Annotated in this window: 20 protein-coding genes; 2 read left to right on the top strand and 18 right to left on the bottom strand. The window is 42.6% G+C overall.

Annotated features, from left to right (window positions below; genetic code table 11):
- Positions 1–39: 39 nt before the first annotated feature.
- The 11 genes from JSQ81_RS09065 to JSQ81_RS09115 form a co-directional block, all read right to left on the bottom strand.
- Positions 40–606 (bottom strand): thioredoxin family protein, encoded by a 567-nt coding sequence (locus JSQ81_RS09065; RefSeq protein WP_212607301.1) that lies wholly within the window; start codon positions 604–606, stop codon positions 40–42.
- Between the two features lie 130 nt (positions 607–736).
- Positions 737–2,167, bottom strand: a complete 1,431-nt coding sequence (gene gatB / locus JSQ81_RS09070) for an Asp-tRNA(Asn)/Glu-tRNA(Gln) amidotransferase subunit GatB (RefSeq protein WP_212607302.1) — start codon at positions 2,165–2,167, stop codon at positions 737–739.
- A 1-nt stretch (position 2,168) separates the two neighbouring features.
- A complete protein-coding gene (gene gatA / locus JSQ81_RS09075; RefSeq protein WP_212607303.1) occupies positions 2,169–3,632 on the bottom strand; it encodes an Asp-tRNA(Asn)/Glu-tRNA(Gln) amidotransferase subunit GatA in 1,464 nt (487 codons plus the stop codon).
- A 20-nt stretch (positions 3,633–3,652) separates the two neighbouring features.
- Positions 3,653–3,943 (bottom strand): Asp-tRNA(Asn)/Glu-tRNA(Gln) amidotransferase subunit GatC, encoded by a 291-nt coding sequence (gene gatC / locus JSQ81_RS09080; protein ID WP_212607304.1) that lies wholly within the window; start codon positions 3,941–3,943, stop codon positions 3,653–3,655.
- Between the two features lie 88 nt (positions 3,944–4,031).
- Positions 4,032–5,186, bottom strand: a complete 1,155-nt coding sequence (locus JSQ81_RS09085; RefSeq protein WP_212607305.1) for a CamS family sex pheromone protein — start codon at positions 5,184–5,186, stop codon at positions 4,032–4,034.
- 4 nt (positions 5,187–5,190) lie between these two features.
- Positions 5,191–7,206, bottom strand: a complete 2,016-nt coding sequence (ligA, locus tag JSQ81_RS09090) for an NAD-dependent DNA ligase LigA (protein WP_212607306.1) — start codon at positions 7,204–7,206, stop codon at positions 5,191–5,193.
- 20 nt (positions 7,207–7,226) lie between these two features.
- The gene (gene pcrA / locus JSQ81_RS09095) at positions 7,227–9,461 is read right to left on the bottom strand and encodes a DNA helicase PcrA (RefSeq protein WP_212607307.1); all 2,235 of its coding nucleotides are present in this window, start codon (positions 9,459–9,461) and stop codon (positions 7,227–7,229) included.
- 45 nt (positions 9,462–9,506) lie between these two features.
- A complete protein-coding gene (locus JSQ81_RS09100) occupies positions 9,507–10,208 on the bottom strand; it encodes a heptaprenylglyceryl phosphate synthase (protein WP_212607308.1) in 702 nt (233 codons plus the stop codon).
- A 96-nt stretch (positions 10,209–10,304) separates the two neighbouring features.
- Positions 10,305–10,613: a YerC/YecD family TrpR-related protein gene (locus JSQ81_RS09105; protein WP_212607309.1), complete on the bottom strand. Its 309-nt coding sequence runs from the start codon at positions 10,611–10,613 to the stop codon at positions 10,305–10,307.
- 185 nt (positions 10,614–10,798) lie between these two features.
- Positions 10,799–11,860: a DUF3048 domain-containing protein gene (locus tag JSQ81_RS09110; protein WP_212607310.1), complete on the bottom strand. Its 1,062-nt coding sequence runs from the start codon at positions 11,858–11,860 to the stop codon at positions 10,799–10,801.
- Positions 11,861–11,869: 9 nt separating this feature from the next.
- Positions 11,870–13,588, bottom strand: coding sequence for an adenine deaminase C-terminal domain-containing protein (locus JSQ81_RS09115; protein ID WP_212607311.1), 1,719 nt, complete (start codon positions 13,586–13,588; stop codon positions 11,870–11,872).
- A gap of 146 nt (positions 13,589–13,734) precedes the next feature.
- On the opposite strand from JSQ81_RS09115, the gene JSQ81_RS09120 reads away from it, so the two are divergent.
- Together JSQ81_RS09120 and JSQ81_RS09125 are read left to right on the top strand one after the other, a co-directional pair.
- Positions 13,735–14,415, top strand: coding sequence for a class I SAM-dependent methyltransferase (locus JSQ81_RS09120; protein WP_212607312.1), 681 nt, complete (start codon positions 13,735–13,737; stop codon positions 14,413–14,415).
- A gap of 14 nt (positions 14,416–14,429) precedes the next feature.
- The gene (locus tag JSQ81_RS09125) at positions 14,430–14,678 is read left to right on the top strand and encodes a hypothetical protein (protein ID WP_212607313.1); all 249 of its coding nucleotides are present in this window, start codon (positions 14,430–14,432) and stop codon (positions 14,676–14,678) included.
- A 57-nt stretch (positions 14,679–14,735) separates the two neighbouring features.
- Here JSQ81_RS09125 and JSQ81_RS09130 read toward each other — a convergent pair whose 3' ends face one another.
- The 7 genes from JSQ81_RS09130 to purM form a co-directional block, all read right to left on the bottom strand.
- On the bottom strand, positions 14,736–15,341 hold the full coding sequence (locus JSQ81_RS09130; protein ID WP_249336687.1) for an ABC transporter permease: 606 nt from the start codon (positions 15,339–15,341) through the stop codon (positions 14,736–14,738).
- 97 nt (positions 15,342–15,438) lie between these two features.
- Positions 15,439–16,287, bottom strand: coding sequence for an ABC transporter ATP-binding protein (locus tag JSQ81_RS09135; RefSeq protein ID WP_212607314.1), 849 nt, complete (start codon positions 16,285–16,287; stop codon positions 15,439–15,441).
- A gap of 119 nt (positions 16,288–16,406) precedes the next feature.
- Positions 16,407–17,441 (bottom strand): LytTR family transcriptional regulator DNA-binding domain-containing protein, encoded by a 1,035-nt coding sequence (locus JSQ81_RS09140; protein ID WP_249336688.1) that lies wholly within the window; start codon positions 17,439–17,441, stop codon positions 16,407–16,409.
- A 264-nt stretch (positions 17,442–17,705) separates the two neighbouring features.
- The gene (purD, locus tag JSQ81_RS09145) at positions 17,706–18,965 is read right to left on the bottom strand and encodes a phosphoribosylamine--glycine ligase (protein ID WP_212607315.1); all 1,260 of its coding nucleotides are present in this window, start codon (positions 18,963–18,965) and stop codon (positions 17,706–17,708) included.
- 13 nt (positions 18,966–18,978) lie between these two features.
- The gene (gene purH, locus JSQ81_RS09150) at positions 18,979–20,514 is read right to left on the bottom strand and encodes a bifunctional phosphoribosylaminoimidazolecarboxamide formyltransferase/IMP cyclohydrolase (protein ID WP_212607316.1); all 1,536 of its coding nucleotides are present in this window, start codon (positions 20,512–20,514) and stop codon (positions 18,979–18,981) included.
- Positions 20,515–20,676: 162 nt separating this feature from the next.
- Positions 20,677–21,252: a phosphoribosylglycinamide formyltransferase gene (gene purN, locus JSQ81_RS09155; RefSeq protein WP_212607317.1), complete on the bottom strand. Its 576-nt coding sequence runs from the start codon at positions 21,250–21,252 to the stop codon at positions 20,677–20,679.
- A complete protein-coding gene (gene purM / locus JSQ81_RS09160) occupies positions 21,252–22,307 on the bottom strand; it encodes a phosphoribosylformylglycinamidine cyclo-ligase (RefSeq protein ID WP_212607318.1) in 1,056 nt (351 codons plus the stop codon). Before purM ends, purN begins: the two co-directional genes overlap by 1 nt.
- Positions 22,308–22,318: the final 11 nt, after the last annotated feature.

Raw genomic sequence — 22,318 nt, forward strand, 5'->3', positions numbered from 1 at the left:
CCGAGTATTCCCTTTCTTTCTATACATTTAAGGTATTGTTTACACGTTTTGTAATACTGGTAAGAAAGTTTTACGAATATCTTCGTAAACAGCTAGCCAATATTCAGGTTTCGTCGTGTATTCTGCAGTAATTCGCGAAATAAATTCTTTTTGTTTTTCATTATAATCAGGTGCATCCTCTGAAGGCAATGACTCTTTGAGTTTTAAAACATAGTCTTGCAATTGTTCTGCGCGCGGACCCCATTTTGCTGCGACTTCTCCATCGTTTCCAAGCAGTAAATACTTCGGAATAGATCGGCCGCCATTCGTTAAATGCCGATCGATTAACGATGTATCCTCGTCCCGATAGACTGCGCGCACATCCAAATCCGCTGCCTCGGCAATCTTTCGAAGAATCGCATTGTTCATCATTGCGTCCCCGCACCAATCCTCTGTAATGACTAGAATTTCGGGTTTTACAGTCTTCAAGAGTTCAATAAATTCATCGTCTTTCGGGCATTCGAATTGCTCATAAATACGCTGTGAATTTTCTTTGTGACTTTCCATTTGATCCATATACGTTTTGAGTGAAATTGCTTCATCGAAGTATTGTTTTTCAGTTTTCATTGGACAATCACTCCTTTCCATCAATTGTACGTTTTCCGCAAGTCCGAATCAACTTCAACGGTTCGGCTGGCAAGGTTGAAAACTAAAAAACGTCCTATGAACGACTAGTTCATAGGACGTCTGGTTGTAATTAATGTTTCTCGATTTCCTCAAGAAGGATTTTATTGACAAGTTGCGGATTCGCTTGTCCTTTTGATGCCTTCATTATTTGTCCTACCAGGAAGCCGAGTGCGCGGCCTTTTCCGTCTTTATAATCGACGATTGATTGAGGATTTGCAGCTAGCGTTTCGGCGACCATCGTGCGAAGCGTGCCTTCATCCGAAATTTGGACAAGCCCTTTCGCCTTCACGATATCGTCAGCGATACCGCCTTTTTCAATCAATTCCTTAAAGACTTTCTTCGCGATTTTCGTAGAAATCGTTCCGTCTTTTATGAGCTTGATCATGCTCGTGAGTCCTTCAGGCGTCAGTTTCGTTTCTGCAAGTTCTTTTTGTTCAGCATTCAGATATGCCGACACTTCGCCCATTAGCCAGTTAGAAGCCAATTTCGGATCTGCACCAGCTTCAACTGTCGCTTCATAGAAGTCGGACATTTCTTTCGTCAATGTTAAAACCATTGCATCATACGCAGGAAGGTCGAGTTCATTGATATAACGTTCTTTACGCGCATCCGGAAGTTCTGGAATTTCAGCGCGAATACGAGCTTTCCAGTCCTCATCGATATGCACTTCCGGTAAGTCGGGATCATTGATGAAACGGTAATCATCCGCTGAACCTTTGATACGCATTAGAACGGTTTCGCCAGTTGACTCATCATAACGACGTGTTTCTTGTTCAATTACGCCGCCCGATAGCAAGATTTTCTTTTGACGTTCCACTTCGTTAATAATTCCTCTTCGAACGAAGTTAAAGGAGTTCAAGTTTTTCAATTCCGTCTTCGTGCCAAATTCTTTTTGGCCGACTGGACGTAACGAAATGTTAGCGTCACAACGAAGTGAACCTTCCTCCATGCGGCAATCTGACACGCCTGTGTATTCGATAATTGCTTTTAACTTTTCAAGAAAAGCGTACGCCTCATCTGCCGATCGAATATCCGCTTCAGAAACGATTTCAATAAGCGGTGTTCCTTGTCTGTTCAAATCGACGAGTGAATATCCGTGATCTGTATGCGTCAGTTTACCCGCGTCTTCTTCAAGATGGATACGGTTCAATCTGATTTTTTTCTTTTTGCCATCCACTTCAATTTCCACGTAACCGCCTACGCCGATAGGACGATCTTCTTGAGAAATCTGGTAGGCTTTCGGATTATCCGGGTAAAAATAATGCTTGCGATCGAAATGCATCACGTCTGCAATATCACAATTCAGTGCCATTGCCGCTTTCATGCCAAAATCGACGACCGATTTATTCAATACAGGCATGACGCCAGGATAGGCCAAGTCGGTTACGTGAATGTTTTTATTCGGTTCTGCCCCGAAATGGGATGGTGCAGAAGAAAATATTTTCGTGTTTGTTTTTAATTCGACGTGAACTTCAAGTCCGATTATGATTTCAAAATTCATGTTACTTCCCCTCCCATATGGCCGGAGTGCGTGTATGGAAATCGGTCGCTTGTTCATACGCATGTGCCACTTTATAAATTGTCGCCTCATCGAAGTGATTTCCGATGATCTGCAAGCCTAACGGAAGTCCGTTTGAAAATCCGCAAGGAACTGAAATTGCCGGAACGCCCGCAAGGTTTATAGGCGTCGTCAAAATATCAGCCATATATTTCGTGACGATATCTTCTGGTTCCCCGTCGATTTTATAAGCTGTTGTCGGGGCTGCAGCACTAATAATCACATCATATTTAGAAAAGACATTTGCAAAGTCTTGCGCCACTAACATTCTTGCTTTTTGCGCCTTTTTATAATAGTCATCGTAATGGCCAGCACTTAACGTATACGTCCCTAATAAAATACGTCGTTTCACGTTAAGTCCAAAGCTTTCTGCCCGTGACTTTCTGTATATTTCATCGAGGTTTTTTGCATTTTCAGACCGATATCCAAAATGTACCCCGTCATATCGGGAAAGATTGGATGATGCTTCAGCGGAAGAAATAAAATAGTACGCTGGGAGTGCATATGTTGTATGCGGAAGTGAAACTTCTTCCCACTCTGCGCCAAGCGATTCTAGGACTTTGAGGGCTTCAAGTACAGCATTTTTCGCGTCTTCGCTAACACCTTCGCCCATGTATTCTTTTGGAACGCCTATTTTCATCCCGCGAATATCGCCTGTTAAATGCTCTTTGTAATTAGGCACTTCTTTCGAAGATGACGACGAATCCTTTTCATCATGTCCAGCGATTGCTTGTAAAAGGAGTGCATTATCTTCAACAGTGCGCGTAATGGGTCCGATTTGATCCAATGAAGATGCAAGTGCGATAAGTCCATAACGAGATACTCGTCCATAAGTCGGTTTCATGCCGACAACACCACAGAACGCCGCTGGTTGGCGAATCGATCCGCCCGTATCAGTACCTAATGAAAAAGGAACTTCACCCGCTGCAACTGCTGCCGCGGAACCGCCTGACGAACCACCAGGGACATGGTCAAGGTTCCATGGATTGTGCGTCGTTTTGAACGCAGATGTTTCTGTTGTCGAACCCATCGCAAACTCGTCAAGATTCAGTTTCCCGATTGAAACCATCCCTGCATCTTTTAATTTTTCAACCACGGTTGCATCGTAAACAGGCATGAAATCTTCCAACATACGACTTGCTGCCGTTGTAGTAACTTCTTTTGTAACAATATTATCTTTGATGCCCACTGGTAATCCGAATAGAGGCCCGCGGTTTTCAACCGGTTCGCTATCCAGCTGCTCGGCTCTTTTCAAAGCTTGCTCTTCGTTCGTAGAAATGAAAGCTTGTACCTTCTCGTCCGTCTTAGCAACGCGAGCAAATGTTTCTTCAGTGAGTTCTTTAATGGTTATTTCTTTATTATGTAACAGCGACTGAAGTTCCGCCGTCGTCTTATTAAGTAATGTCATTGGATTTCCTCCTTGTACTTTTATGAAAGGATTGTTGGTACCTTAATCTCGCCGTTCTGATGTTCTTTCACGCTTTTCAGCATTTCATCGCGGTCCAAAACGTCTCGTTCTACGTCTTCTCGCATCACGTTGATTTGTTGAAGCGCATGTGTCATCGGAACAACGTTTTCCAAATCCAATTCGTTTAGTTTATCGGCAAATCCGATGAATGTCGCTAAATCTTCCGTAAAAACATCTGCTTCTTCATCTGTCAACTCAAGCATTGCACGATCTGCAACTGCAAGTAATTCTTCTTTTGTTACTTTCGTCATTTATATTCCTCCTTTAGATCCACTCATACTCTTTATCATAACACCAATCTTCTTATACATAAAAATAGTCGGCTTCAACTAAACAGGGTCAGTAGCCATAAATATGAACGAACGGTTCATCCTCGCCAGGTTTTTTGATAATTAACGCTTCCGGTCCATTAATTGATGTAATGCTTACTTCAGTATAGACATTCGGAAGATATTTCGGCATGATACTGACCAAGTATTGAATAAAACCAATCGTTTCACTTGTTCCATAAAATTGAATCGGAATTTCAATGGTTAAAGAGTCCAGTTTCCCTTCCTTATGGAACCCTCGCCCGATAACATTGACGAAGCTTGGAAAATAATCATCTATCGCTTGTTTGAAGTTTTTGAAAGAAGTATTCGTATCACGATATTTTTCATCATTTGTCGGTGTCGGGAACACGACGTATTTCTCATTGATGCGTTTCCAACCTGCCAAGCCTTTTCCTTTATCCGCAACAGCCGTTGCGAAATAGTTACCCGGCACGATCGCAGATTTACGGTTTTGTTTGAACAGACCGACAACAATCGGAATGTTTTCGAGACCTTCTTGGGCGCGAAGACGTTTGACAACTTCTTCTGCCATCAACATGCCTTGTTCTTCAATCTGCTTATCCGGTATTTCTGCTATCTCACGCCCGCTGACATTGTAGTAATACGACTTTAACGCAAGACCGATCGATATGCCTTCAAGCTTTACCTTTTTATCTTTTGTCATGACCAGATAGTTTTGTTCAACGATATGCGAAAGATAATCCGGCGCTGTTTTCGCTATATCGGCATCCGATGTTCCTTCAGGCGGTCGTTTTGGATTGAGGCCTGGGTCTACTTCATCCTTGCCTATTTTACCATCGCCTTTCCTTTTTACCCATGACGCGGCGGTTTTCTCGTCAATATATTGACCTTCTTGAAAGTAATAATCTTTCGGGTCAAAATGTTGGGTGGAAAGGCGCAATAGACCTTCTTCCACTTCTTTAATGTCATATTTCGTTCCGGCACGGTCTTCAGCAACCAAGCCGCGACTCGCGCTTTTCTTAAACGGCAATAGCGTTTGGTAATATTCATCTTTCAATTGGACGTCAGGAATAATAACCGTTTCTTCAACACTTTCCTCAGTATCCTGGATTAGTTCCTCATCTTCACCGCCAAGAGATGGGATACACCCTCCGACTAGAAGCAGCAGAACGAGTCCAGGAATTAATAAAAATCTTTTCATAAGTTTACTCCTTTGCACCGAGTGCTTCAATCAGCTGCGCTTCATTCCAAACTAGGATTTCAAGCTCTTCTGCTCGAACAAGTTTAGAACCCGCAGCTTCTCCGGCAACGACAAGATCCGTGTTTTTACTGACACTTCCCGTTACTTTTCCACCAAGCGCTTCAATTTCTTTTTTCGCTTCCCCGCGGGTCATTTCAAAAAGCTTCCCCGTCAGTACGACTGTTTTACCGGCAAAAGGCCCTTCAGTCGGGACATCCTGCCTGCTTTGACCTTTATATGTTAAGTTAACCCCGTAGTGCTCAAGTTTTCGCAAGACTTCGACCACATCTTCATTGGCAAAATAAGTTGTAATCGATTCCGCGACTTTATCGCCAATTTCATGGATGGTCACCAGTTTCTCCGCATCGGCTTTCATCAGCGCCTCGAGCGTTCCGAATTCTTCAGCTAGAATTCGCGCCGCCTTTTCCCCGACATGACGAATACCGAGACCGAACAATACTTTTTCCAATGAATTCTCTTTTGAGTTCTCAATCGCTGTCAATAAATTCGAAACGGATTTCTCACCCATCCGTTCTAAATCGATCAATTGCTCTCTCGTTAACGTATACAAATCAGAAACATCGCGTACGAGTTCCGCAAGGTATAATTGTTCAACGACCCGTTCACCGATGCCCTCAATATTCATCGCGTTCCTTGATACGAAATGAATAATCGCTTCCTTCATTTGCGCAGGACATTTCGGGTTTACACAACGGAGCGCAACTTCTTCCTCAAGTCGAACTAATTCAGAATCGCATTCAGGACAGTTTTCCGGCATTTCAAACGGAACTTCATCTCCCGAACGCTTTTCCACAATAGGCGCGACAACTTCCGGAATGATATCACCCGCTTTCCGGATGATCACAGTATCCCCGATCCGAATATCTTTTTCTTTGATTAAATCTTCATTATGAAGTGTCGCTCTCCCCACTGTCGATCCGGCGACGAGAACGGGCTCAAGAATCGCTGTCGGCGTCACAACGCCTGTCCGTCCAACGCTAAGCTCAACATCGATCAGTTTGGTTATCACTTCTTCGGCTGGAAACTTAAAAGCCGTCGCCCATCTTGGACTGCGCGCTGTGAACCCTAGTTGTTCTTGGTCTTCGAATAAATCCACCTTCACCACGATACCGTCAATGTCGTAATCCAAATCAGATTTCGCGTCAGCCCATTTATCGATATAGGCAATGACTTCGTCAATCGATTTACAACGACGTCTTTCTTTATTCGTCTCAAACCCTAGCGCATCCGCATAATTTAGTGCGTCGGAATGGCTGTCAACGCCGAATTCGCTGCCGTCTCCGCCAATCCCGTATATAAATATAGCAAGGTTTCGGCTAGCAGCAATTTTGGTGTCAAGTTGACGCAAAGATCCCGCTGCCGCATTTCGAGGATTCGCAAACGGTTCTTCACCCGCTTCATCCCGGGATTCATTCAATTTCACGAAAGATTTTTTAGGCATATACGCTTCGCCCCGAACTTCGATAGAAACTGGTTCATGCAAACGAAGCGGAATGGACCTTATCGTTCTTAAGTTTGCGGTAATATCTTCTCCGACCGTTCCGTCGCCCCGGGTCGCGCCTTGAACAAAACGCCCATCAACGTAGCGCAATGAAATCGCGAGGCCATCGATTTTCAATTCACAAATATAGGAAACTTCAGAGCCTGTCGCTTCTTGGACTCTTCGGTCGAAATCACGTAAGTCGTCTTCATTAAATGCATTCGATAAGCTAAGCATCGGGTTTTCATGAGTCACTTTTCCGAAACCCGAAAGAATCTCGCCGCCGACCCGCTGCGTGGGCGAATCCGGGAACCTTAAATCAGGATTTTCGATTTCGATTTTCAACAATTCCCCGAAATACTCATCATAGACTGCGTCAGTTACGAGCGGTTTATCGAGTACATAATAAGCATGGCCGTATTTATGGAGGAGGCTATTTAGCTCTTCCACTCGCTTTTCCAGTTCAATTTTGTCTTTCATTTGGTTTCCTCCTTGGCAATTCATACCTTTTCAATCGGAGCAAATTTGGCTAATAATCGTTTAACGCCGACTGGATTTGGAAAAGCGATATCAAGTTCGATGTCGTCAGCAGATCCTTTCACACTGACAACCATGCCTGTGCCCCATACTTTATGGCTCGCTTTATCGCCAACGTTCCAGCCCATTTTCTCGCCGCCGCTTGCTTGATAAGCAGGTCTGGTTACAGCAGCACGTCTAGCTGACGCGCCCATTCGATTTCGCGGGCTGCTTCCGATAGAAAAAGCACTTTTCTCGGATAACTCTTCCGTAATGTCTTCCGAAATTTCCGCGATAAACCGGGATGGATTATTATAACTCGCACGTCCGTAAAGCGTTCGGTAACGCGCCGATGTCAAGTAAAGTTTCTGCTCCGCACGTGTGATTCCAACGTACGCGAGACGTCTTTCTTCTTCCATTTCCTCGTCATCCCCCATTGAACGGGAATGCGGAAATACGTTTTCTTCCATGCCGATAATAAAGACGACAGGATATTCAAGACCTTTCGCTCCGTGCATCGTCATTAAGACGACTTTCTCAGCATTTTTGTTCTCTTCTTCATCAAGAGAATCAATATCTGCAATTAAAGCTAAGTCTGTCAAAAACGCAACTAGTGATTTATCTTCATCTTCCGATTGTTCTTCAAAAGATTTCGTAACAGACAGAAATTCCTCAATATTTTCAAGTCGGCTTTCTGCTTCAATCGATTTTTCGCTTTTCAACATTTCACGATAACCCGATTTATCAAGAACTTCTTCAACGAGTTCTGAAACCGGTAGAAATTCAGCCATTTTTTTGAAGGCAAGAATCATATCTCGAAACTTTGCCACTTCATTCGCTGCACGTGGCGTTATGCCCATAAAATCCACTTCTTGTAGAGAGTCGAAAATTGAACGGTCATGCATGAATGAAAAACGTGCCATTTTTTCAAATGAAGTCGCACCGATTCCACGTTTCGGTTCATTAATAATACGTGCCAGTGCAAGATCATCTTCGTTATTGGCTATTAATCGCAAATAGGAAAGCAAGTCCTTAATCTCTTTTCGATCATAGAACTTCGTGCCGCCGACAATTGTATAATCGAGATTCGATTTAACGAGAAATTCTTCAATCACCCGTGATTGGGCATTCGTTCGGTATAAAATGGCAAATTGGTCAAGTTTTAAATTTTCTTCCTGTTGCAATTCAAGAATTTTTCCGACGACAAATTGCGATTCATCTTTCTCATCGCTTGCCTTATACACATAAATCGGATCGCCTTCTGTATTCTCCGTATGCAAATTTTTATCATACCGTGTCCGGTTATTGGAAATGACGTCATTCGCTGCTTGCAACACCCGTTGTGTTGAACGGTAGTTTTGTTCAAGCATTATCACTTCGGCGTCTTTATAGTCTTTTTCAAAAGAAAGAATGTTCCCGATATCGGCGCCGCGCCATCTATAAATCGACTGGTCGGAGTCGCCGACGACGCATAAATTATTAAATTTCGCCGCGAGCATGTTCACAAGTTGATACTGCGCATTGTTCGTATCTTGATACTCATCTACGTGAATGTATTGAAATTTACTTTGGTAAAACTCCAAAACATCAGGGACACGCTTGAATAACTCAATCGTCAACATGATCAAGTCATCAAAATCGAGCGACTGATTTTGGCGCAGACGTCTTGAATAGCTGTCATACACATCTGCAATCGTTTTTTCATACGGATTGAATTTATTCATTTGCTCGCGATACATTTTTGCATCGATGCATTCGTTTTTAGCATTGCTGATTGAATTCAATAACATTCTCGCGTCATTTTGTTTCGGGTCTAAATTTAGTTCTTTTAATACATTTTTAATAACAGTCAGTTGATCAGCTGAATCCAAAATCGAAAAGGATTTCGAATAACCTAACTGGTCAATGTTTCGGCGCAGTATACGCACACACATGGAGTGAAACGTCGATACCCACATCCGTTCACCTGTACCTGAACCGAGAAGATTATCAATTCTTTCCCGCATTTCTCGCGCTGCTTTATTGGTAAAGGTTATCGCTAAAATATTCGATGGATAAACGCTTTTTTCCACGACAAGATAAGCGATTCTGTGCGTCAAAACTCGGGTCTTTCCCGAACCGGCACCCGCCATAATCAGTAGCGGACCTTCTGTTTTCTTGACTGCTTTTATTTGTTCGGGGTTCATGCCCGTCAGTAAATTCTCTGCAATTGTTTTCATTTTTCACATCGTCCTTTCGGAACATTTGTTCTTTACATTGTACACTTATTGTTCAGTGATGGAAACTGATTTAACGGCTTTGACCGTTGATAGTGCATGTTTGAAATTCTCATAGATCACGTTTCCAACAATAACCGTGTCGGCAATTTGAGCCATTTCCTCGGCATCGCGCGCATTTTGAATGCCGCCGCCGTAAAATAACTTTGTGTTTTCAAGAATTCGTGCTGCCGCCCGGACGATTTCCGGATCACCGTACATGCCGCTGTATTCCATATAAAAGACGGGTAATTTAAAAAGATGTTCCGTCATTCGCGCATAAGCAATAATATCTTCCTCATCAGGAACTTTCGTTACGCCTGTCAACTGCGCAGCTTTGCAGTCAGGATTTAAAATGCAGTAGCCTTCTGTTATGATTTCGTCCCAATCCATCATATGGCCATATTCACGAAGCGCTTCGTGATGAATACCGTTAATCCACTCAGTTTTCGTAGAGTTTAACACCGTTGGAATGAAATAATAATCGAACCCTGGTGTAACCGATTCTACAGTCGACACTTCGAGGGCAAGTGGAACTGAATAACGTCTAATCCGAACGAGCAAGTCCAGTACATTATCAAGCGTTACGCCGTCCGTTCCGCCGACGATGATACCGTCTGTTCCAGATTCTGCAAGAAGTTCAAGTTCTTCATTCGTTATTGTTTTAGCGGGATCTAATTTAAAGGCATGACGCCATGAAGTGATGTCCATTATTAACCACCTAACCATTTATGTTCGTTCTTCTATTATAGCAAAAAAACCAGACAGATTCTTTCTCTGCCCGGTTGATTGCCCAAGTTTCACTATTTAGTTTTCTTCATCGTTTATTGGATAAAGACGACTTAGTATTTTATTGTAACCGCCGGAGCCGTAGTCAACGCAACGTCGAACGCGTGAAATTGTTGCGGTGCTTGCGCCCGTGTCGTTTTGAATCGTATCGTACGTCTTCTTCATATTTAGCATTTGTGCGACATCAAGTCTTTGTGAAAGTGATTGCATCTCGCTGATTGTACAAAGATCATCAAAAAACTCATAGCATTCCTCAATTGTTTCTAATTCAAGGATTGCTTTAAATAGTTGGTCTGTTTGATGCCCGCGTATTTTGTTTAGTTGCATACGATTTCCCTCTCTTCCAATCTATTCGCCAAGGGTACTGAAAAAAGTCTGGTTAAATATAGTCTCTGTCATTGTACATGATTTAGTGCTCCGTCGTTCGCTTTCCTGCGGGTGAGCGCTGATTCCGCGGGAGTCTTCACGACTGCGCACTAAATCAGATCTTCTTTGTATTTATTTAGTGATCATTATTGACCAAGGTTATACGAAACATTTGTCCCAATCCCTGGGTTTGTCTTAATGACATGGATCCATGTTTTACCGGGGACGAGATTTGCTGGATCACCGTTTTCAAAAGGCGTTAAGATGCCGTCCAGGTTTACCCATTCAATCTCTTTTACAATGCCTGCTTGAAATAAAAGAGCCTTGCCACCTAACTCAAGATCAATAGTTTGTCTACCTTCATTATCGATTGTCTGATGTTCTGCCTCAAACACAAGTACGTTTGAAAGTGCGAGTGGTTCGTCATTTGTTTTATCGATGGTTACTATACCATTGACCGTTCGATCGTATGTCCCATTTTCTTCGTTGTACGAATACGTACTCGTATAATCTGGATGCTTGCCGTTTTGAACAACGATAGATGTAGCGTTATCTCCTATTTTAGCACTTTCAATAGATTCATGGAAAGAAAGCGACGGCATTTTATTTATCTCCATTGAAGAGTTTGTCGTTTCTTCAGCTGTTTTGATGCTGTCATTTGAAATATATGAATTATGCGGGGCCTTTCGATCCGATGACCGCTTGAATAAAGTGCCATCATAACGCATTCCGTTTACATGGTCGACATAACCCGAATTTAATAAGTCGAGTGCATCCGGACTATATCCATGAGCGACATAAAATGCATCCAGTCCCTTCGCAATATGGATAAAATAATCCCGCGCGCTTCGAACGGGGCCGATTTGTTCAGGTAATTCACTTTGAAATAGAGCTAATAATCTTGTGACATTTCCTTCTGTTATTAATTCATAAACGATATCCGCATCGCTTAATCCGGATTGGGGTCTGGCAAGCGGATGATTATTGATCATTACGGCTACTGGACGTCGCAAACTTTCTTCTTCTGACATGACACCCGTAAACGGCGCCTTATACAAAACCGGTTCTTCAACTGGCTCCTCGGTTGGTTCTTTGGTAGTTGGATCTGTCGGCTCCGTGTCAGGTTCCTGGGCTTGGTCTTTACTACAAGCTGATACTAGTAATATAGCTAGTAAAATATAAATGAGTAAGCGCTGTTTACTTTTCATCTTTTTCTCCTATCTTTCCGTCACAGGAATGAGTACTTTGTTTTTCATTACGTCATAGACACCGACCTGCGTAACTCGAACATACGGCAGGTGGGTTGATTGTAAAAATAAAAATGTATACACTGCATCGGCGAAATGATAGCCGCGTTCTTTTAATGCGGATTTAAGTTCAAGTTCTTGCTCAATCAGTTTTTCCATCGGTTCCGCCGATAAACCGCCGCCTATTGGGAGTGGAAGTGTTGAAAGGACTCGTCCATTTTCGGTGAGAACCATCCCGCCTTCTATCCGTTTAATTTCATTGTATGCAGCAAGCATCGCAGACTTGTCCTTTCCTATCAAAATAATATCTCCTGTGTTGGAATAGGATGTTGCAAATCCTTGTACATGCGTCGCGAATCCTTTTAATATCGTATTCACGCGCCATTTCCCTTTTTTATCAATTAACATTAGAAAACTCTCATTGTGACTATTATCCAAACAATCTACCGTGGTATCGATCGTTACCTGATATGGTTTAGTAATTACATCATTTACCATTTCAATGCCAATTGATACGTCAAAGCTAAAATCTGCTTCAGTTAGATTGAATTCCGGTTTAAAACTCGGAATGACTGACCAATCGATGGGTGCAAATGCATTTGTACATTCACCTTCTCGTTTCAACCAAACACCTTTCGATAATACATCTGTAGGCACTGGATTTTGTTCGTCCGTCAAGAAATTTAATGTTGCATGTCGCCCAGTCGCAATAATTCCATGGAGATCCGTCATATCGTAATAACGCGCGACATTATAAGACGCCATTAAATACGCATCAATTGGGGGAACGCCAGAGTCTATCGCGGCACGAATGCATTTATCCATGACGCCGTCACGATGAAATGATGGGGTTGAACCGTCTGTCGTCATCATTAAATGGTCGAAGACATTCAGTTCTTTGTCGACGATTTCCTTTAATAAGTTCGGAAGGTCCGGACGAATGGATGAGTGACGAAGCGTTACGGCATAACCATGCAATAATCTATTTTCAACCTCTTCGATTGTCATCGCTTCGTGATCACCGTCGATTCCGAGTAGTTTCATCCGTGTAAGTGTTCTTTCAGACGCGCCCGGTAAATGGCCCTCAATCTTTTTACTAGCTTTTTTTGCTGCTTGTACAGAAGCCACCATCGCAGGATCCCCGCCCATGAGTCGAGGCCACCCCGTTAATTCGCCACCCATTAGAACTTCAGGTCGTTCTAACCATTGTTTAATCGATGCTAAATTGTAAAGCTCTGCCTCATTTTGAAGAACCGTTTGCGAATCAAATCTCGCCCACCAATAAAATGAAAACGGCAATTTATTTAATTCGTCAAGTAGTGAAAATGAGGTATTATTCGACAGCGACATGAACAGCGTAAGATTATCCGCAATAAACGTCGTCGTTCCAAGACCGCCCGCGTATTCCGCGAATGTTCTTGGGTTATATAGCTGAAAAGGATGGACATGCGGTTCAATATAGCCAGGAACGATTATCTTACCTGTTGCATCTACAATTTCCGCGCTATCTGTCATCGCTGGCATTTCTTTCCCGACGTAAACAATCCTATCTCCCGAGATCCAGATGTTCCCGGTCAACCACTTTTTAAAAATAGAATGCAAATATGTAGCGTTAACAATCACGAGATCCGGTGCTTTTTTGCCGTCAATGATATGTAGTTGTTCTTGTATTTCATTATGCCCCCACATGAAATTCGCCCCTTTTATTACTATTTCTTTGTTATAATCGTAGCACAGCAGCGGTGATAAAAATAGTGAGTGAAGCCCCTAATAAAGAAGGTTTTTATACAATTATAGCGAATATAGTAGAACTGAATAAGATAGGATTTGATATTATGCAATTTAACGAGGAAATGGCTACGGAATATGATAAAGGGATAAGAAGGACATTTCCGTCATATGATTCTATGTTTAAACTTGTGCAAGCTTATCTTCGAACGAATACAGAAAAGGACGCGAACATTCTTATTGTTGGAGCAGGAGGGGGTACCGAACTCGCTTTATTAGGGCCGACAAACCCCGATTGGCTCTTCACAGCCGTAGACCCGGCCCGACCAATGCTTGATTTGGCGAGAACTAAAGTAGAGCAATTAAAGATGACAGATCGCGTTGACTTCATAGAAGGCACGATTGAAGAGGTTGCGGATGGAAATCTTTATGACGCGGCAACGTTCTTACTCGTTCTTCATTTTATTGCAGATAATGATGAAAAACTGCGGCAGTTGAAAAGCATTCGACAGCGACTAAAACCAAACGCACCGTTCGTCTTGGCAACGATGTATGGTGATTTGGATGACTCAGGATTCAACGCACTATTCTCGCTGTGGAAAGCATATTGGCTTGACTCGACAAATTTAAGCGAAGTTGAGGTCGATGAAATGGAAAAGAGCGTCCGATCCCTGTCTTTTATTTCAGAAGATGAGATTGAGTTACTCTTACGTGAAGCAGGATTTGGAAGTATCGCGAAATTCCATCAAACGAATATGTTTGGCGGTTGGATTTGTAAAGCTGAATAAAAGGAGGGATGAGAATGTTTTGGGACATCATTGGACCTGTGCTCTTAATACTATTTACCGGTACTGCAGCGTGGGGAATTATCGGGTATGTACAGAAAGATTTATATCCACTTATCGTTGGTGCCGTTGCTGAACTTTTAATCTGTTATATTTTCGGATCCTCCATCGGGAAATTACTCCTGATTGTTCCTTTATTACAATTGGGATTGGCTGGATTTATCATTTATAAGAAAATAAACACTTTCAAAAATGCTAGTGAATAAATACCTGAAATAATCCTGAGTCTTGAAATTCCAAGATTCAGGATTATTTTTATTGGGTTAATCTGTCATTCGTTTTTTGAAAACGACAATTGTTATAAGTGAAATTACGATTATCCAGACCGCAATAATCCCAAGGTTTTGGGATACCCCTACTATACCAATACCACTTTCAACTTTTTCTGCAATTGTTAAAAGCTGAATGTTCGGTGTGTAATCCATCACTTTCAAAATAGGATATTCGTCAGCAAAAACCGTGAACATCGATCCGAAACCGAATACCAGCATAAATGGTGAAATAAGAACAGAAGCTTCCATGACTGACTTAGAAAGTAATCCAAGTAGCGTCCCTAAGATGATAAAAAAGATAGCAGACAAAATGATTGCGATAGCTATAACAAAAGTATTCTTTGGTTGATAGCCCATTAATAAAAAACTAACCACAACCATAATCAATGTAGCCACCAAACTTAATAAGCTTTTCCCACCAAGTATTTCTAACGTCGAAGCAGGGGAAAGCATTAGACCTCTCAACGTATTTTTCTCTTTCTCTTCAGCAATCAGGCTACACTGAACAAATGCCGCCACAGTGACCATCGTCAAATTAATCGCTATATAATACGTTCCGATTTCATCTGCCCCCATCTTGCCAAAAATAAAAGCCATAATGAGCGGCCCAACACTGTAATCGAAACAGCTGAATTTCTTGATATATCCTTGAAGTCTTTTTGAAATATCGCATTTACACGTCTCATTGAAAAGTTCATGATAATTTCCTCCCTGTCACTTCAACAAAAATATCGCCCAATGTCGGTTCGTTTGAATGAATGGCAACCACGTTATTCGATGACATATAATCGAACATTTGCTGTGCGCCTTCAGCTGTTGTCTTTATTACAACTTTTTCATCATCTTTCAATTCAACAGTTACCGTTGAATCCGAATACTGTTTTCTAAGTTTTCCCGGCTCATCCATCAATCGAATTTTCCCCTTATTTAAAAATGCGACCCGGTCACAAAGCAGTTCTGCTTCATTCATATCATGAGTTGTAAGAAAAATCGTTGTTCCGCGTGCATTCAATTCACGCAGTCCATTATGAATATGCTGTGAATTCACGGGATCAAGCGCAGACGTCGGTTCATCTAGGAATAACAACGTTGGCTTATGTAAAAGTGTCCGTGCAAGAATCACACGTTGCAGCATTCCTTTCGATAACTTTGATACAACTTTTTTCTTTTCATTTCCCAAATTCACAATCGCTAATACTTCGTCAATTCGCTTTAGCGGTACTTCATAAAGCTCACAATATAGTTTCAAGTTATTGTAAATTGATAGTCTTCCATACAAACCGCTATTATCCGTGAGTACGCCGATTTTCTTCCTTGACTCCCCTTTTTTCATTCCTGAAACCGGTTCTCCAAATACAGTTGCTTTTCCACTTGTCTCGTTTAATTGTCCCGTCAAAATTTTAATAGTAGTCGTTTTTCCAGAACCGCTCGGACCTAAAAATCCAAAGATTTCTCCTTTTTTAACATGGAAATTTACGTCTTCAAGTGCGGTTTGATTTGCAAATATTTTTTCCAAAGATTCAACTTCGATGATATTTTCCATTTCCATTCCTCCTGAAAAGTGCTTTTTCTGATTTGTACTTGCATCTTCAGATTAAGCGCTTTTTATAGGAATAACAGCATATTTTCGATGAAAAGAGCCTTTTTAGGGGTGAACGGCGCTTATTTCAGGCCCAACATTGCTTTTAATTCGCCCATTTTTGATTTTGAAAGAGGAATTGACGACTTTTCATCGTCATCCAAAATAAGGCTATAACTATTTCGCGTCCATGTAATTACTTCTCGGACTTTTTGGAGGTTCACAATATAAGAACGATGACAACGGAAAAAGCCGAAATGTTGAAGACGTTTTTCGAGCTCATTTAGTGTAAACGTCGTCGGAAATTCTTCCCCCTTAATATGTAAAAATGTCTGCCCGTCATTACTTTCAATATAAGCAATTTCAGGTGGATCGAATAGGACAATCTTTTCATTCACTTTTGTCGGGATTTTTTCAAAACGTACGGGTTGAATCTCTTCTTGGGGTATTTCATCACTTGGCCTATCTTTGGATTCTTCTTTTTCAGATTCACTTGCCATTTGAATTTCCTGCAAGCCATTTTCATCTAATTTAAAAACGCGATTTGCTATCGTAATGGCGCTCTCCAGATTACTCGTTAGGATAAGCACGCTTTTCCCTTCATTTCGCAATCGTTCAATGATTAGGATAAAAATGCGTTGTGTCTCAAAGTCTACATTTTGGTCTGGTTCCTCAAAAATATACAGTTCAGGATTTTGAATGAGAAGTTTAGCGAATGAAATTCGTTTTTGTTCAGAATAAGATAGTTTTTTCACCCTTATCTTTCGCTTCTTCTCAAGATGAACTTCTCTAAGTATTGAAGGAATCGATTCAGTTGTACTGTACAGCACGCTGTATAAACGAAGATGTTCTTCAACAGTTAACCGCTCATACAAACCCTCACTCAGGAATGAAAATCCGATTTCAGAAAGATTTACTTTTGATAGATCAATGTTGTCTATAGATATCTCGCCGATTACTACAGGAATTTCTTTTGTTAACATTTGTAAAATTGTATTTCGTACATTCAAGCTAGAATAAATAGCAGTCACTTTAGTTCCGACTATATGCAAGTTGAATGCTGGAAAAACGAGTGAATCACTCAATCTTTTCTCTACATTATTGAATTTCAGGACCATTATTCTTCACCTTTTCCTTTATTGCGTTACTTATAAGTATAGTTGTCCTGGAAAATCCTGCAACTGTATTTTCTAAACCTTCCCATAAGAACTAATTTATGCAAAATCACGATGTGGGAATAAACAAGAGAGATACGAGAGCAAACTCGTCCGTTACGGGAATAACACACGGCGATACGGGAACAAAGTCGACAAATATTCTGGTACGAACACTATAATAAAAAAATGTCCGTTCTCTCAACTTCCGAGAGAACGGACATTTACTTATTCAAACGTGCGCCAACCAATATCAGTACGGTAGAAAAATCCGTCCCATTTCAGCTGCGATAAACCTTCATAAACATTTTTCTGTGCTTCTTTTAAAGAGTCTGCTTTCGCCGCAATTAGAATGACTCGACCACCGTTACCGACAAAGTTTCCGTCATGCAATTTTGTTCCGGCATGAAAAACATCCAGCCCTTGCCCTGAAAGCGAATCTAAATTCGGTAATACGCTCCCTTTCACAACAGCTTCAGGATAGCCATCAGAAGCTACGACAACCCCAAGCACTGCTTCATCATTCCACTTTAAGTCGAATGGTTTACTAGCCATAAGTGCAGCCATAAATTCACCAAAATCAGATGCCATACGCGGTAGAACAACTTGTGCTTCCGGATCCCCGAAGCGTGCGTTAAATTCAATCACTTTCGGACCATCTTCAGTGAGTATTAAACCCGCATACAAAATCCCCGTAAACGGAGTCCCTTCCGCCGCCATCGCTTCAACAGTCGGAACGACCACTTTTTCATAAGCTTCATCCACAACTTCTTGTGAAATTTGTGGAACAGGTGAATACGCGCCCATTCCGCCTGTATTCGGTCCTCTATCTCCATCATACGCGCGCTTATGATCTTGCGCGATGACCATTGGGTAAATCTGTCCGTCGTGGACAAACGACATATATGAGAACTCTTCGCCGTCCAAGAACTCCTCGACGACAACACGAGATGAAGATTCACCGAATTTTTGATTGCCAATCATATCATCCACCGCGTCCAACGCTTCTTCAAGCGTCATCGCAACGATAACGCCCTTTCCAGCCGCGAGTCCGTCCGCTTTGATGACAATCGGCGCGCCTTTTTCGCGGATGAATGCTTTCGCTTCTTCAGCATCTGTAAATGTTCCGTAACCAGCTGTCGGAATATCATATTTCGCCATGAGTTCTTTCGCGAATGATTTACTGCCTTCAATTAGCGCCGCCGCTTTCGTCGGACCGAATGCTTGTAATCCGCGTTCCGCGAAGTAATCCACGATGCCTTCCGCTAGCGGCTGTTCAGGACCGACAAATGTTAAAGCAATATCATTCTTCTTCGCAAATGAAGCAAGTGCTTCGAAATCCGTCGCGCTAATTTTTACACATTCAGCGTCTTCTTTCATGCCATCATTGCCAGGTGCAACAAATACTTTATTAACTGAAGGGGAGACATTGAACTGTCTGGCAATCGCGTGCTCACGACCGCCGCTCCCGATAATGAGTACCTTCAATGTATGATCCTCCTTAGTGTTTGAAATGACGAACGCCGGTCATTACCATCGTAATCCCGTATTCGTTCGCTTTCTTAATCGAATCTTCGTCTTTCACAGAACCGCCCGGCTGGATAATTGCCGTAATGCCCGCTTTCGCAGCCGCTTCGACTGTATCATCCATCGGGAAAAATGCGTCAGATGCCAGTGCAGCACCTTTTGCACGTTCGCCTGCTTGAGTAAGTGCAATATTCGCTGCACCGACACGGTTCATCTGCCCCGCACCGACGCCAAGCGTCATATGATCATCCGAAACAACAATCGCGTTCGATTTCACATGTTTCACAACTGCCCAACCAAGTTTCATCGCTTCCCACTCAGCTTCCGTCGGCTCGCGGTCTGTCGCGACACGTATTTCAGCATCCGCAAATCCATACGAGTCAGGCTCTTGCATTAAAAGACCGCCTTCAACAGAAACTGTATTCCAGTTGTCTTGTTTGTTTTGATCGAATGAAATTGTCAGTAAACGAATGTTTTTCTTCTTCGTTAAAATCTCAATCGCATCTTCTGTGAATGAAGGCGCAATGATAATTTCAAGGAATATACCTGATAACTTTTCCGCAGTTGCCGCATCCACTTCACGATTCAAAGCAATAATGCCGCCGAAAATGGACACTGGATCCGCTTCGTATGCTTTATTGAACGCATCGAAAATCGTTTCGCCAGTCCCAACACCGCAAGGATTCATATGTTTAACTGCCACTGCCGCGGCGCCTTCAAATTCTTTCACGATTTGAATCGCAGCATTGGCGTCTTGAATATTGTTGTACGATAATTCTTTACCATGTAACTGATCCGCATATGCGATTGAGAAATCCGAACCAAGCGGACGACTGTAAAACGCTGCTTTTTGATGCGGGTTTTCACCGTAACGAAGTGGTTGTTTTAATTCGTATGTATAAGTCACTTGCTCCGGGAACTCTTCACCTGCAAGATCCGTCAAGAAACTCGCAATCAATGCATCATAAGCCGCTGTATGGCGGAAAACTTTCGCCGCGAGACGTCTGCGCGTTTCGTTTGTCGTTTGCCCATCCGCTTTTAATTCCTCAAGAACTTGGTCGTAATCAGTCGCATCGACAATCACCGTGACATAAGCATGGTTTTTCGCAGATGCACGAAGCATTGCCGGACCGCCGATATCGATATTTTCAATCGCGTCCTCAGTCGATACATCAGGTTTTGAAATTGTCTCTTTGAACGGATACAAGTTGACACAAACGATATCAATCGGTTGAATCCCGTGCTCTTCCATTTGCGCTTGATGAGTTGGATCATCTTGTTTCGCAAGCAGTCCCCCGTGAATTAACGGGTTAAGCGTCTTCACGCGGCCTTCCATAATTTCAGGGAATCCCGTCACTTCATCAACAGCCGTTACTGCGACACCGTTGTCCGCCAAATGTTTCATCGTTCCGCCCGTAGATAATAATTCATAGCCGAGACTTTCTAGCGCTTTTGCAAATTCCAAAATCCCGCTCTTGTCCGACACGCTTAGCAGTGCACGTTTTTTCACGAATAAAACCCTCCGTTTTAAATTAAATTAGTAATTTCAATTTTTGCTTGCAATTTTGGGGTGTTTGATTGCACTCTCCTGTAGTTTGGTTGCAGTTTGGAGCTATTTGGTTGCACTCCCCAACCATTTGCTTGCAAGTCATGACTTTTGACGCATCCTATTTCACGACCGACTAAACAATTCACTCAAAGTATCTTTATATAAAAAATGTTCAACAGCGTGAATTGCCTCCGCCGTCTTTTCGACATCGCCGTCAACAACTTCCACTGCATGTTGCGCAAGTATCGGGCCCGTATCCATTCCTTCATCGACAAGATGAACGGTAACGCCAGTGACTTTCACACCGTGCTCGATTGCTTGTCCAATTGCATCTTTTCCAGGAAAAGACGGTAGCAGCGAAGGATGAATATTGACGATCCGAGATGGATATGCAGCCAGAAGCGTAGACCCGACAAGCCGCATATAGCCTGCAAGCACAAGCCATTCCGCCTCTACTTCATGAAGCGACTCCAGAATTGCCGCCTCATAAAGTTCTCTAGACGCATAGTCTTTCGGACGAAACGCAGCAACTGGAATGCCGGCTTTTTCAGCACGTTCTACTACATACGCCTCGGGTTTATTTGTTACGACTAAAGCAATTTCCGCATTTAACTCGCCGTTTCTGCATGCCTCTTCGATTGCTGTAAAATTACTTCCGCTTCCAGAAGCGAATACAGCAATTTTTGTTTTCCGTGCCATTAATCCAGGCTCCCGTCATGCTCGCCGTTAAACACGACGCCTTCTCCCGCAATAACACGACCGATTTTAAACGCTTTTTCACCATGTTCAGCTGCAATTTGAAGAGCTTTATCAGCTTCCTCTTCTGGCAATGCAACTATAAATCCAACGCCCATATTGAATACGCTGTACAGATCCTTATCCGAAAGCGCGCCTTTTTCTTTTAGCATATTGAATACCGGCAAAGCTTCCCATGATCCGAGTTCGACTTCTGCAGCAAGTCCATCCGGCAACATGCGCGGTAAATTCTCATAGAATCCCCCACCCGTAATATGCCCCATTGAATGGATATCAAGTTGCTTATGCATGTCCAATACAGGCTTCGCATAGATTTTGGTTGGCTCTAAAAGCGCATTTCCAACTGTTCCAAGCTCCTCATACCCCGCGATCAAGCTATCGATTTCATAACCTTCATCTTCAAAAACGATTTTACGAACGAGTGAAAATCCGTTGGAATGAATTCCACTTGAAACAATCCCAACTAGTACATCGCCTTCGACTACTTTTTCGCCGGTAACGACATCGCTCTTTTCACAAGCGCCAACGGCAAAACCAGCAAGATCATACTCATTCACATCGTACAGTCCAGGCATCTCGGCCGTTTCTCCGCCGATTAACGCCGCGCCCGATTGAACACAACCATCAGCGATTCCTTTTACTATCGCTTCAACTTTTTCAGGCACTGCTTTTCCAAGCGCGATATAATCAAGAAAATATAATGGTTCTGCGCCTTGTGCCACGATATCATTCACACACATAGCGACACAATCGACGCCGATCGTATCATGTTTATTAGCCATGAAAGCCAATTTCAATTTAGTACCAACACCGTCCGTACCGGAGATCAATACCGGCTCTTTATAATCAAGCGCCGACAAATCGAACATTCCACCGAAGCCGCCAAACGTACCCGCGACTCCTTTTCTTCCCGTACGCGCAACATGGGATTTCATACGCTCAACCGATTCATAACCCGCTTCAATATTGACTCCTGCTTTTTCATAAGCATTCGACATGGAAAAGCCCC

Source organism: Sporosarcina sp. Marseille-Q4063, assembly GCF_018309085.1.
GTDB lineage: Bacteria > Bacillota > Bacilli > Bacillales_A > Planococcaceae > Sporosarcina.

Bases quoted from the DNA above. Each gene is read 5' to 3' on its own strand.
- JSQ81_RS09065 (WP_212607301.1), bottom strand. From the start codon at position 606: ATGAAAACTGAAAAACAATACTTCGATGAAGCAATTTCACTCAAAACG.
- gatB (WP_212607302.1), bottom strand. From the start codon at position 2,167: ATGAATTTTGAAATCATAATCGGACTTGAAGTTCACGTCGAATTAAAA.
- gatA (WP_212607303.1), bottom strand. From the start codon at position 3,632: ATGACATTACTTAATAAGACGACGGCGGAACTTCAGTCGCTGTTACAT.
- gatC (WP_212607304.1), bottom strand. From the start codon at position 3,943: ATGACGAAAGTAACAAAAGAAGAATTACTTGCAGTTGCAGATCGTGCA.
- JSQ81_RS09085 (WP_212607305.1), bottom strand. From the start codon at position 5,186: ATGAAAAGATTTTTATTAATTCCTGGACTCGTTCTGCTGCTTCTAGTC.
- ligA (WP_212607306.1), bottom strand. From the start codon at position 7,206: ATGAAAGACAAAATTGAACTGGAAAAGCGAGTGGAAGAGCTAAATAGC.
- pcrA (WP_212607307.1), bottom strand. From the start codon at position 9,461: ATGAAAACAATTGCAGAGAATTTACTGACGGGCATGAACCCCGAACAA.
- JSQ81_RS09100 (WP_212607308.1), bottom strand. From the start codon at position 10,208: ATGGACATCACTTCATGGCGTCATGCCTTTAAATTAGATCCCGCTAAA.
- JSQ81_RS09105 (WP_212607309.1), bottom strand. From the start codon at position 10,613: ATGCAACTAAACAAAATACGCGGGCATCAAACAGACCAACTATTTAAA.
- JSQ81_RS09110 (WP_212607310.1), bottom strand. From the start codon at position 11,860: ATGAAAAGTAAACAGCGCTTACTCATTTATATTTTACTAGCTATATTA.
- JSQ81_RS09115 (WP_212607311.1), bottom strand. From the start codon at position 13,588: ATGTGGGGGCATAATGAAATACAAGAACAACTACATATCATTGACGGC.
- JSQ81_RS09120 (WP_212607312.1), top strand. From the start codon at position 13,735: ATGCAATTTAACGAGGAAATGGCTACGGAATATGATAAAGGGATAAGA.
- JSQ81_RS09125 (WP_212607313.1), top strand. From the start codon at position 14,430: ATGTTTTGGGACATCATTGGACCTGTGCTCTTAATACTATTTACCGGT.
- JSQ81_RS09130 (WP_249336687.1), bottom strand. From the start codon at position 15,341: ATGGCTTTTATTTTTGGCAAGATGGGGGCAGATGAAATCGGAACGTAT.
- JSQ81_RS09135 (WP_212607314.1), bottom strand. From the start codon at position 16,287: ATGGAAAATATCATCGAAGTTGAATCTTTGGAAAAAATATTTGCAAAT.
- JSQ81_RS09140 (WP_249336688.1), bottom strand. From the start codon at position 17,441: ATGGTCCTGAAATTCAATAATGTAGAGAAAAGATTGAGTGATTCACTC.
- purN (WP_212607317.1), bottom strand. From the start codon at position 21,252: ATGGCACGGAAAACAAAAATTGCTGTATTCGCTTCTGGAAGCGGAAGT.
- purM (WP_212607318.1), bottom strand. From the start codon at position 22,307: ATGTCGAATGCTTATGAAAAAGCAGGAGTCAATATTGAAGCGGGTTAT.